We start from the raw sequence: 12068 nt of genomic DNA on the forward strand, positions 1-12068 counted from the left end.
CATGCTCGCCAAGGGCCGCCTGGTGAACCTGGGCTGCGCCACCGGCCACCCCAGCTTCGTCATGTCGTCGAGCTTCACCAACCAGACGCTCGCGCAGATCGAACTGTTCACCAACCCGGCGCAGTACAAGAACGAAGTCTACGTTCTGCCCAAGCACCTCGACGAAAAGGTCGCCGCGCTGCACCTCGAAAAGCTCGGCGTGAAGCTGAGCAAGCTGACCCAACGCCAGGCCGACTACATCGGCGTGCCGACCGAAGGCCCGTTCAAGCCGGATCACTACCGCTATTGAGCTGACGGTTCAGGAATGAGAGAGAGGGCGGGGCTGATGCTCCGCCCTTTTTTGTTTGCTTTGCCAATTGCCATTCATGCCATAGGCTTGGGTGATGCGGGCCTTCTTTCGAGCAGTCATGGTTGGCACTCTTGCCGGTGCGTGGATGCCGCTGATTTTTACCGCCATTTTCACGCTACCGACTTTGTTTGACCAATACGGCGACAACGCCAACCTGGGGGAGATGCTACTTACCACGCTGGCTCCATTGATTATCACGTTTCCAATTGTGCTCGTTTCATGCCTTTTAATTGGTCTGCCCACAAGTTGGCTGCTGAAGCGCTTCAATGCAGAACAGTTGCACACATACGTGTTCGTTGGAGTCGTCGGAGGATCGCTCATTCCACTGCTAATTTACTGTGCCATGGGGGCAGATGGGGAGTGGTGGTTGTCGTTGTTGGGGGCATTCAGTGGCGGCGTAACCGCAGCCTCTTGGTTCAATTCGATTGGACCTCTAGACGACTCTAGTTTCTCTTCGCCCCGGACTTGATCCCGGGTTTGGCTGCCTTTTCAAAGATTGGGGGTGAAGGCGAGGGTGGCGAAGAAAAGCCAAGCCCCGGGTCAAGCCCGGGGCGACGATGGAGGATGGAAGGTAGGCTTGCCCAAGATTCGCGCGGATCATTCCTGCGCCTGCCTTGCCATCCGCACCTCGCTCCCATAGCGAAGCAGCATGGTGTTCAACCAGACCGCGCTTGTTCTGATCGGCCTGTTGCTCGCGGCTTGGACCGCGCTGGCGGCGTGGGCGTTTCTTGCCGCGCGGCGGCGGCTGAAGCGGGCTGAGGCAAGCCAGCGAGCGGCGCGGCGCATGGCGCGGATGGTCGAGGAATCGCCGGCCTTGCCGTTGCTGGTAAGGACTGACGGCAAGATCGAGGCGGCGCCCAAGCTGGCCGGCTGGCTGGGGCTCGATGGTGTGCCGCAGTTCCTTACCGAACTGTCCGAAGAGGGCCGGGGCCTGCCGCCCGAACAGCTCGTCGCGCTGAACGAAGCGGTGTTGCGCACGCAGAAGACCGGCGCGCCGTTCCACTTGGTCGCCACCCCGGTGGGTTCGCGCCGCAGTCTCGCGCTGCGCGGGGTGCTCGCCGATCCGCAAGTGTCCCCCGGCGGCGCGGCGCTGGTGTGGATCTTCGACTTTTCCGACAGCGAAAGTGAACTCGTCCAGCTGCGCGCCGATGCGGCCCGCGCACGGGAGGATTTCGCCGCGCTGGTCGGCCTGATCGAAGCCGCGCCGATGCCGATGTGGTTCCGTTCCAGCGATGGCAAGCTGCGGCTGGTCAATCATGCCTATGTCACGGCGGTCGGCGGCACCGATGCGGTTGAGGTGGCCGATGCCGGGACTGAACTTGTCGAAGCGGTCGACGGAGTTAGCGCCGCCAAGGTCGCGCTGCAGGCGCTGTCGCGCAAGCGCTCGATCGAACGCATGGTGGCGGCGACCATTGGCGGGCAGCGCCGCACGCTCAAGGTGACCGACCTGCCGCTGGGCGATGACGGCGTGGCTGGCTATGCCGTCGACGTCGAGGACATGGAGGAGCTGTCGCGCTCGTTCGATGCCTTCCGCAAGGCGCAGCGCTCGTTGCTTGACCAGTTGTCCGCCGGGGTCGCGCAATTCGATGCGAAGCATAACCTGTCCTTCGCCAACCAGCCGTTCCAGCGCATTTTCGCGCTGAAGCCCGCCGCCATGCTCGATCCGCCGCCGTTTGAGCGCCTGCTCGATCTGGCGCATGACGCTGGCCGCGTGCCCGAAGCGCGCGATTTCCCGGCTTGGCGAAAGGAAAAGGCCGGCTGGTTCCACAAGGGCGAGGCGCAGGAAGAGGCATGGCCGCTTGGCGATGGCACCCACCTGCGCGTTGTGGCACACCCGATGCCCGATGGCGGCCTGCTGCTGATCGTCGAGGACCGCACTGAGCAACTGCAGTTATCCTCGGCGCGCGACACCCTGCTGCGCACTCGCACCGCGACGTTCGACAGTCTTTTCGAATCGGTCTCGGTCTTCGCGCCCGATGGGCGGATGCAGCAGTGGAACCGGCGCTTTGCTGCCGATTGGGGGCTCGACAGTGAGTTCCTCGATACCCATCCGAAGATCGACACTTTGCTCGAACGGATCGGCGCGCGGCTCAAACGGCCGGCGCAGGCCAAGGCAGTGGGCGAAGTTGTCCGCGCCGCCACGCTTGACCGCAAGCAGACCGGCGGGCGTGTCAGTCTGGCCGATGGCCGCACGCTCGAATTCGCTGGCGTTCCGCTGCCCGATGGCAACGGGCTGCTGACGGTGCTCGACATTACCGACAGCCAGAAGGCGGAAACGGCGCTGCGCGAGCGCAATGCCGCGCTGCTTGAGGCAGACGAGGTGAAGACGCGCTTCCTCGCTTCGATGTCCTACGAATTTCGCAATCCGCTCAATGCCATTGGCGGCTTTGCCGAATTGCTGCAGGCGGGCATCGGCGGCGATCTTAACGAACAGGGCCGCGAATATGTCGGCGATATCCTGACCTCGGTGGCACGGCTGGGTGAGCAGATCGAGTCAGTTCTCGACCTGTCGCAAAGCGAGGCGGGACTGCTGCCGCTGGCGATGGAAGAGGTTGAACTGCTGCCCTTTATCACCGCAGTGGTCGAGGAACGGCGCGACCGCTTCAAGCAGTCCGACCTCCAGCTAGACCTGCGCGGGGACAAAGGTGCCGGCAGGATCATGGCGGACCGGCGGCGGCTGGGCCGGGCGATCGGCCACCTGATCGACAACGCCATTGCCGCGACCCCGCGCGGCGGACGCATCCTGATCGAACTGGCGCGGCTCAAGAATGGGCGCGCACGGATCGTCATTTCGGACAATGGCCCAGGCATGGACCCGGCCGCGCTTGCCCGCGCGATTGGCGGGGTGAAGGTTGGTGCGGTGGGAACGGCGCTGGAACGCAGGCAGGGGCTCGGCTTGCCGCTCGCCCGCCAATTGGTCAGCGCACATGGCGGCAGCCTCGAACTGGTGTCGGAACCGGGACAGGGCACCGCCGCGCTCATCGAACTGCCGTGACGATCGACCTGCCGGACCTCGCGGCGATGGACCGGCTTGGCCGCGCCATTGCCGGAGTGCTGCGCGCCGGGGACGTGGTCGCGCTGTCGGGCGGGCTGGGCGCGGGCAAGACCACGTTGGCGCGCGGGATCATCGCCGGGTTGGGGCATGAAGGCGAGGTGCCGAGTCCCAGTTTCGCGATCATCGAGACCTACGATCCGCCCACTGTCCGCCTGCCGCTGGTCCACGCCGATTTCTACCGGCTGGAACACCCGCGCGAGGCGGAGGAGCTGGGGCTCGACGATTACCGCGAGGGTGCCGCATTGATCGCGGAATGGCCCGATCACGCCGGCGGATTCGCATCCGAGCCGGGCTGCCTTGAAATTACGCTGGAAACTGCGGAAACGGGGCGGATTGCCATTGTAAGTGCCGGGCCCGATTGGCTAGGGCGTGAACCATGGAAGTGACCCTGCCCGAAGGCCTTGATGGCTTTCTCGCCGATGCCGGCTGGCCGAACGCGGTAATCGAACCGCTGCCCGGCGACGCGTCGTTCCGCCGCTATTTCCGCCTCCGCATGGGCGAGAAGACGGCGATGCTGATGGACGCGCCGCCGCCGAATGAAGATCCGGGCCCGTTCCTGCGCGCCGCGCGCTGGCTGGACGAGAACGGCATGCGCGCGCCGCGCATCCTTCATGCCGAACCGGAACGCGGCCTCGTCTTGCTGGAAGACTTCGGCGTGACGCGGATGCGCGATTACCTTGATGACTGGCCGGCGGACGAGGAAGAGGTCTACGCTGGCGCAGTCGATGCGCTGACGGCGCTGCACCGCCTGCCGCCGGGACCGTTCGTCAGTTACAGCCTGACCGAATACCAGCGCGAGGCACAGTTGTTCATTGATTGGTACGTGCCCGCGCGCGCGCTGTATGTGGACAGCCGCGGCTGGGCGGCGGCCTGGCAGGAGGCTTTCGCCGCGCTGATGCCCAACCAGCGCCCGGGCGTGACGGTTTTGCGTGATTACCACGCCGAAAACATCATGCTGCTCAGCAGTCTCGACAAGCAGGGGCTGCTCGATTTTCAGGACGCGCTGATCGGCCATGCTGCTTACGATCTGGTGTCGCTGCTGCAGGATGCGCGGCGCGATGTCAGCCCTGAACTCGAAGCGAAGATGCTGGATCGCTATCTTGAAGGTTATTCTGGCAATCGCGACGTGTTCCTCGCCGATTACGCAATGCTCGGCGCGCAGCGGAACGCCAAGATCGTCGGCATTTTCGTGCGGCTGTGGAAGCGCGACGGCAAACCGCGCTACCTCTCGATGATCCCGCGTGTCTGGGTGCAGATGGAGCGTGACCTTGCCCATCCGGCGCTGGCCTCGGTGGCGCGCTGGTTCGATGCCAACATCCCTGCCGACCTTCGCGAGGCGCTGGGCGGCGACTGGCAGGCATGACCCCAAAGCCACTCGCCACGATGCCCGAAACCGCGATGATCATGGCCGCGGGCATGGGCACGCGCATGATGCCGCTGACCAAGGACCGGCCCAAGCCGCTGGTCCGCGTCGCCGGTACGACCCTGCTCGATCACGTGCTGGTCCACCTGCGCAATGCCGGGGTGGGGCGGATCGTCGTCAACGTGCATTACTTCCCCGACCAGATCGAGGCGCATCTGGCTGATCATGCGCAGGATTTCGCCGTGACAATTTCGGACGAGCGCGACCTGCTGCTCGATACCGGCGGCGGGCTGGTGCGCGCCAAGCCGCTGATCGCCGGCGATCCGTTCATCTGCGTCAATGCCGACAACTGGTGGACCGACGAGGGCGAAAATGCCTTTCGCCGGCTTGCGGCAGCCTGGGACGGCGGCAGAATGGACGTGCTGATGCTCGTCGTCCCGTTCGAGCGGGCGGGCAATACGCAGGGGCAGGGCGATTTCGACCTTGAGGACGATGGCCGCCTCACCCGCGAAGGCGGCAAACGGGCGCGTCCCTATGTCTGGACCGGGATCCAGATGCTGTCGAAGCACCTGATCGCCGACGCGCCGGAAGACGTCTTTTCGACCAACCTGTTCTGGGACCGCGCGATCACCGCCGAGCGCTGTCACGGGCTGGTCCATGAAGGCCAGTGGTTCGATGTCGGCTATCCCGAGGCGATCGACATGACGGAGGCAGCGCTCGGCTATGCCGGCTGAGCGCGAGCCCACGGAAAAAGGCCCGCAGGTCTATTCGATTGCCGCGCACCGGGGTTTTGCCGATGCGCTCGTGGCTGGGCTTCTGCCGCGTTACAGCGATGACCAACTCGGCCTGGCGCGGCTGACGCTTCTGCTCCCCAGCCAGCGCGCGATCCGCACGGTAACCGAGGCTTTCGTGCGGCTGTCGGGGACCCGCGAACTGCGCGGATTGCTGCTCCCCCGCATGGCGGCGGTGGGCGATCTCGACATCGATGAAAAGCTCGGGCCGCTGCTCGATCCGCTTGGTGCCGGCAATGACATTCCCCCGGCGGTCGAACCGACCCAGCGCTGGCTGCGGCTGGCTGTGCTGCTCGCCGACGAACTGGGCGACCGCGCACCGAAAGGCCCTGCGCTGCTGCGGCAGGCCTTTGATCTGGGCCGCACGATGGACCGCCTGCTGGTGGAAGGCATTCGTCCCGAGGAACTTCTCGAACCGCGTGTCGTCGACGTCGTTGGTGAACTCGCCGAGCACTGGAAGCGTTCCACGCTGACTTTCGCGCGGGTTCAATTGCGCTGGCTGGCCGAACTGGAAGGTTCAGGGCTGGTAGATGCTCCGGCGCGGCGCAACCGTCTGTTTGACCGGGCGGCAGCGAAATGGGCGGCGCAGGCTCCGGCGACACCGATCGTCGCGGCAGGCGTCACCAGCGCCTCGCCGTCGCTCGCCCGCCTGCTGCGCGTGGTCAGCGAATTGCCGCGCGGCGCGGTGATCCTGCCCGATCTCGACCTCAGCCTTGATGCCGAGACCTGGGCGGCGCTGGGCCGGGCAGGGGTGGGCGAGAGCCCCGACGATCCGCCCTTTGCGCGCGAAGATGCGGTGACCCATCCGCAATACCACCTCAAGCTGCTGCTCAACCGCATGGGCGTGCAGCGCGGCGAAGTGCAGCCGTGGCACCGCGCCGGCATGGCCGCTGCCCCGCCGGAACGCAGCAAGGCGATCTCCAATCTATTCCTGCCGCCTGCTGCCAGCGCGCGCTGGGTCGGTCTGACCGCAGAACAGCGCCGGCTGACGGGCGTGACGCTGATGGTCAGCGACCATCCGGGGCACGAGGCGCAGTCCATTGCGCTCAAGATCCGTGAGGCGCTTGAAGTGCCGGAGAAGCGCGTCGCGCTGATCACGCCTGACCGGGCGCTGGCCGCGCGCGTAATCTCGCACCTGCGCCGCTGGAATGTCGAGGCCGATGATACAGCGGGCGAACCGCTGCCACTGACTCCCGCAGGCCGCTTGCTGCTGCAATTGGCTGAAGTCGCCGCGAGCAATGCCGCGCCGGTGCCGCTGCTGGCACTGCTCGGCCATCCCTATTCGGGCGAGAAGTTCGGCCGCGCCGACTGGCTGGACCACGTTCGAGCGTTTGATCTTGCCCTGCGCGGACCGCGTCCAGGTCCCGGCTTGGCGCCGCTTCGCGCTGTGGCCGAGGAACGCGACAAGCATGTGCGCGGGTTTGCCGAATGGTGGGGCGTGGTCGAAGGCTTGCTGACCCCGTTGCTCGGTGATGGTGAGGACATGCCGCTGGCAAGCGCGCTAGACGCACTGATCGCGGCGGGCGAGGCGATCAGCGGCGGCCGCATCTGGGACGAGGCGGATGGGCGTTCGCTCTCCAGCTTCGTCGAGGACCTTCGCGATGCTGCGCGGGCCGCCGGAACGCGGATCGAGCGCGACGGGCTCGCCGTCGCCCTGCGCGATGCGATGGAGCGCGTCGCCGTGCGCAAGCCGTGGGGCGGGCATCCGCGCGTTGCCGTCTACGGCTTGATCGAAGCACGGATGAGCCGCGCCGACATGGTGATCTGCGGCGGGCTGACCGAGGGCACCTGGCCGGCAGCGCCGTCGCCCGATGCCCTGCTCGCCGCGCCGGTGTTGCGCGCGCTCGGTGTGCCGGGTGCGGACTTCCGCATCGGGCTTGCCGCGCATGACCTTGCCGCCGCGCTCGGCGCGCCCGAGGTGGTGCTGAGCTATGCCCGGCGCGATACCTCTGGCCCGGCGATCCCCTCGCGTTTCGTGCTGCGTGTGCGGGCCATGCTCGGCGCAGACCTGCTTGACCGCCATCTTGACCGCGAAACCCCCGCGCTCGCCCGGCGGTTGAACGAGCCGGCGCGCAAGACGGCACATACCCGGCCGCAGCCGATGCCCTCGCCCGAACAGCGTGACGTGCCGATAGCCGTGACCGGCCTCGACCGGCTGCGCGGCGATCCCTACCAGTTCTACGCCAGCGATATCCTGCGCTTGCGCGCGCTCGACGCGCTCGATGCCGAACCGACCGCCGCTTGGAAGGGCACGGCGGTGCACCAGATCCTCGAACGCTGGCACAAGGAAGGCGGCTCGCTCGGTGCCATTGCCAGCGAAGAGCTCGACAAGATGAGCGCGCACCCGCTGGTGCGGGGCCTGTGGTGGCCGCGCCTGATCGCCGGGCTGCGATGGATCGAGGAACAGATCGCCGCGCAGGACGGGCAGGGCCGGCGCGTCCTCGCCAGCGAGATCAAGGGCAGCATCACCTTCAAGGGCGTGACGATCAAGGGCCGCGCCGACCGCATCGACGCGCTGGCGGATGGCACTTTGGCGGTGGTCGATTACAAGACCGGCGGTCCGCCCACCGCGCGGCGGGTTCAGGAGGGGTTCGCGCTGCAGCTTGGCCTGATCGGACTGATGGCGCGCGATGGCGCCTTTGCCGGGGTAGCGGGAGAGCCGACCCGGTTTGAATACTGGTCGCTGCGGAAAAACAGCAAGAGCGCGAGCGGGTTTGGCGAACTCAGCGAGCCGATCCTTGAAGGCGCGAAGAAATCGGGCATTCCGCGCGGCGAATTCCTCTCGGAAACCGAACGCTTCCTGGGCGATGCGATCGACCGCTGGATCAAGGGCAGCGATGCCTTCACCGCGCGGCTCAATCCGGCCTATCCGGGCTATGCCGATTACGATCAGCTGATGCGTCTTCAGGAATGGCAAGGCCGCGAGGATGACGGCGAATGAGCAAGGTCTTCCCGCTACATGGCAACCAGAAACTGGCGGTCGATCCGGCTGACACGGTCTGGCTCTCGGCCTCGGCCGGAACTGGCAAGACGCAGGTGCTTTCCGCCCGCGTGCTGCGCCTGCTGCTGCAGCCCGGGGTCAGCCCGTCGCAATTGCTGTGCCTGACCTTCACCAAGGCAGGCGCCGCCGAAATGGCCGTGCGCGTGAACGAGGTGCTGGCGAACTGGGTGCGCATGCCTGACATGAAGCTGTTCGAGGAGCTGCGAAATATCGGCGCGCCTGACGATCCGGCCTCACGCGACCGCGCGCGCACGCTGTTCGCCTCGGTGCTGGATTGCCCCGGTGGCGGGCTGCGGATCGATACGATCCATGCCTTTTCCCAGTGGCTGCTGGCGGGCTTCCCCGAAGAAGCCGGTCTGTCCCCCGGCACGCGCCCGATGGAAGACCGCGACCGCATCCTGCTGCTGCGCGATGTGCTGGGTAACCTGCTGGTCGAGGCGGAAGCGCGCGGCGATCATGCCTTCATGGCGGCGCTTTCCACGCTTGCGATACGGATGAAGGACAGCGGCGAGGTGGAGCAGTTCCTGCTGCGCTGCGCCTCGGCCCATTCGGCGTGGTTCGGCCCCGGATCGTGGGAACTCGGCGACCTGCGACCGCGCGTAATGCGGCTGTTGGGGTTGTCGGAGGATGCGGGCGAGCACAGTCTGATCGAATTGTGCAGCGACGCCGAATTCGAATGCGATGCGCTGGAATTGTGCCTGTCCGCATACCGGCAATGGAACGGCAAAAAGGGCATGGCCGGCCGCGAGGTCATCGCCGCATGGCTTGCTGGCGACCCGGCTGACCGGCTTGAAAGCTTTGCCCAGCTTTTCGCCGTTCTGTTCACGCAAAAGGACACGATCAAGGACGTACCTTCGCTAGAGAAATTCGAAGCGCACTTCGGCGATGCGGCACAGCGCGTGCTTGAGGCGATGCTGCGCATTCGGGACATGCGCGGTCTGCTCGCCGCTGCGGACTACGTCGTGCCTGCGCTCACGCTGGGCCGCGCCTTTGCCCACGCCTGGGACGAGGCGAAGAAGCGTGAAGGGCTGATCGATTTCGACGACCAGATCCGGCAGGCGGCGGAACTGCTCAATCGCCGCGATGTCGCCGACTGGATCCGCTACAAGCTCGACCGGCAGTTCGACCATGTGCTGATCGACGAGGCGCAGGATACCAATGCCGCGCAATGGGAGATCATCAACGCGCTGACCGGCGATTTCTTCTCCGGCGAGGGACAACACGGGGAGCGGCTGCGGACGCTGTTCGTGGTGGGTGATTACAAGCAGGCGATCTTCCGCTTTCAGGGCACCAGCCCGGAGAACTTCCAGCGCGCCAAGGAACGTGTGCGCGGTTATCTGGAAGATGTGGCGGACAACGTCATCAAGCTGCGCAGTTCGCAGCCGGTGCGCAAGCTGCAGGACTTGGGTCTCGGCCAGTCGTTCCGCACGGCGCGGCCGATTCTTGAATTCGTCGATCGCGCGATTGATCAGATCGGACCGGACCGGTTCGGCCTGCAGGAACTGCCTGAACGCCACGTGGGGGAGGAGCGCGAAGGTCTCGTCACCCTGTGGCAGCCGGTTGGCCTGACCGACGGCGAAAGCGCGGACAGCGGTGATGGCGATGAGGGCGAAGAAGGCTGGATCGCCAAGCCCGACCGGCAACTGGCCGAAAAGATCGCCAAGCAGGTCAAGACATGGCTGCACGGCGGCGGTTCCTTCCCGCTGAAAAAGGGACAGCACCGGCTGGCCAAGGCGGGCGACATCATGGTGCTGGTGCGCAAGCGCAAGGACCTTGCCGGCCTGATCGTTGCGCGGCTCCATGCGGCGGGCGTTCCGGTGGCGGGGGTTGACCGGCTGCGGCTCGGCGCGCCGCTGGCGGTGAAGGATCTGGTCGCTGCGCTGCGCTTTGCCGTGCAGCCGCTCGACGACCTCAATCTCGCTGCGCTGCTGGTCTCGCCGCTGGTGGGCTGGAGCCAGGAACAGCTGCTTGAACATGGCTATCGCGGTGACCGGGTGCGGCTCTGGGCGCACCTGCGCCAATCGCGCGAACCGTTAGTGCTGGCTGCGATGGAGCAATTGCTCGGTCTGCTGCGTCTCGCCGATTACGAAACCCCGCAGGCGTTGCTCCACTGGCTGCTCGTCGGTCCGTGGCGCGGGCGCGAAAAGCTGGTCGCGCGGCTGGGGAGCGAGGCGAACGATCCGATCGATGAACTGGTCAACGCCGCCCACGCCTATGCGATGACCGACGTGCCCAGCCTCGTCGGGTTTCTCCACTGGTTCGATGCCGGCGACGGCGAACTGAAGCGCGAGGCCGAAGGCAGCGGCGGATTGGTGCGGGTGATGACGGTCCACGGATCGAAAGGCCTGCAGGCGCCGATCGTCATCCTTGCCGATGCAGCGGACAATCCCGAACGCTCGCTCGGATCGCCGCTCGAACTCAGCGATCCGCTGGACAAGTCGCGCCGCATCCCGCTGCCGGGCCTGCGCGCCGAAGAGAAGCGCGGCCGGCTTGAGGACGAGGAAGCCCGCGTCAAGGCGGAGGAGCGCGAGGAGCATTGGCGGCTGCTCTATGTGGCAATGACCCGCGCCGAGGAGGCGCTGTTTGTTACCGGCGCACTGGCGAGCAATGAAAAGGAGCTCGCCCTCGATAGCTGGTACGCGCGGCTCGCTGAAGTCATGGCGGATGAGCGCGAGATCGACGATCCATTGTGGGGCCGCCGCCTTGAATATGGCTCGCTGCCGCCGATGCCGTTCGGTTCGGGCGACGTTGCCGAGATGCAGCCGCTGGCACTCAACCCGCCGTGGGCCGAGCGTGCGATTGGCGAAGAACCGCGCCCGCCGCGCCCGCTCGCACCAAGTGCGTTGGGCGAGGAGCGTTCGTCCGATCCACCGTGGCCTCCGGGCACGGGTGTGGAAGCCGCGCGGCGCGGCGTGCTGATTCACCGCCTGCTCGAACGCCTGCCCGAACTTGCCCCGGCGGATCGTTCGGCGGCGGCCATGGACTGGCTGGCGCGCAATGCCGCCGATCTGACGGAACATCTGCGCGGCGAAATGGTCGATGCCGCCATCCGCGTTCTGGGCGAGGCGACCTGGGCCGACCTGTTCGGGCCAGAAGCGCTGGCCGAAGTGCCGATTGCCGCGCTGGTCGGCGATCAGGTGGTTGCCGGCACGATTGACCGACTGCTGATCGAACCCGGCCGCATTCGGCTGATCGATTTCAAGACTGCGCGCCGCCCGCCGCACGACCTTGGCGGGGTGCCGCAGTCGGTGGTCCGGCAGATGGCCGCCTACGCAGCCGCCTTGGAAGTTGCCTATCCGGGCCGGCAGATTGACGCGGCAGTGCTCTACACCTCGGTTCCGGCGCTGATCGAAATTCCCGCCGACCTTCTGGCGCGGTTCAAGCCCGGCTTGTCCGCGCCCGAGTAAACCTTTCGCTGGCCGGGAGTTGCGTCCGCCCGCCGAGTGCCTAAATTGGCCGCAACAAATCAGGAGACATTCCCATGCCGACCATCGCCGTTACCGACGCCA

The 12068-nt window shown here is 66.2% G+C and carries 8 protein-coding genes; all 8 read left to right on the forward strand.

Annotated features, from left to right (window positions below):
- The coding region (locus RMO89_RS13935) for an adenosylhomocysteinase (RefSeq protein ID WP_310533834.1) at nucleotides 1-289 on the forward strand (289 nt) is incomplete at its 5' end.
- Between the two features lie 94 nt (nucleotides 290-383).
- Nucleotides 384-818 (forward strand): hypothetical protein, encoded by a 435-nt coding sequence (locus RMO89_RS13940; RefSeq protein WP_310533836.1) that lies wholly within the window; start codon nucleotides 384-386, stop codon nucleotides 816-818.
- Nucleotides 819-998: 180 nt separating this feature from the next.
- Nucleotides 999-3344 (forward strand): PAS-domain containing protein, encoded by a 2346-nt coding sequence (locus RMO89_RS13945; protein ID WP_310533837.1) that lies wholly within the window; start codon nucleotides 999-1001, stop codon nucleotides 3342-3344.
- Nucleotides 3341-3790 (forward strand): tRNA (adenosine(37)-N6)-threonylcarbamoyltransferase complex ATPase subunit type 1 TsaE, encoded by a 450-nt coding sequence (gene tsaE / locus RMO89_RS13950; protein WP_310533838.1) that lies wholly within the window; start codon nucleotides 3341-3343, stop codon nucleotides 3788-3790. The genes RMO89_RS13945 and tsaE overlap by 4 nt, the downstream gene beginning before the upstream one ends.
- Nucleotides 3781-4767: a phosphotransferase gene (locus RMO89_RS13955; RefSeq protein WP_310533839.1), complete on the forward strand. Its 987-nt coding sequence runs from the start codon at nucleotides 3781-3783 to the stop codon at nucleotides 4765-4767. The genes tsaE and RMO89_RS13955 overlap by 10 nt, the downstream gene beginning before the upstream one ends.
- Nucleotides 4764-5501 (forward strand): nucleotidyltransferase family protein, encoded by a 738-nt coding sequence (locus tag RMO89_RS13960; RefSeq protein WP_310533840.1) that lies wholly within the window; start codon nucleotides 4764-4766, stop codon nucleotides 5499-5501. Before RMO89_RS13955 ends, RMO89_RS13960 begins: the two co-directional genes overlap by 4 nt.
- Nucleotides 5491-8499, forward strand: coding sequence for a PD-(D/E)XK nuclease family protein (locus RMO89_RS13965; RefSeq protein ID WP_310533841.1), 3009 nt, complete (start codon nucleotides 5491-5493; stop codon nucleotides 8497-8499). Before RMO89_RS13960 ends, RMO89_RS13965 begins: the two co-directional genes overlap by 11 nt.
- A complete protein-coding gene (gene addA / locus RMO89_RS13970) occupies nucleotides 8496-11966 on the forward strand; it encodes a double-strand break repair helicase AddA (protein ID WP_310533842.1) in 3471 nt (1156 codons plus the stop codon). Before RMO89_RS13965 ends, addA begins: the two co-directional genes overlap by 4 nt.
- The last annotated feature ends 102 nt before the right edge of the window (nucleotides 11967-12068 follow it).

Source organism: Novosphingobium sp. (genome assembly GCF_031424035.1).
Taxonomy (GTDB): Bacteria; Pseudomonadota; Alphaproteobacteria; order Sphingomonadales; family Sphingomonadaceae; genus Novosphingobium.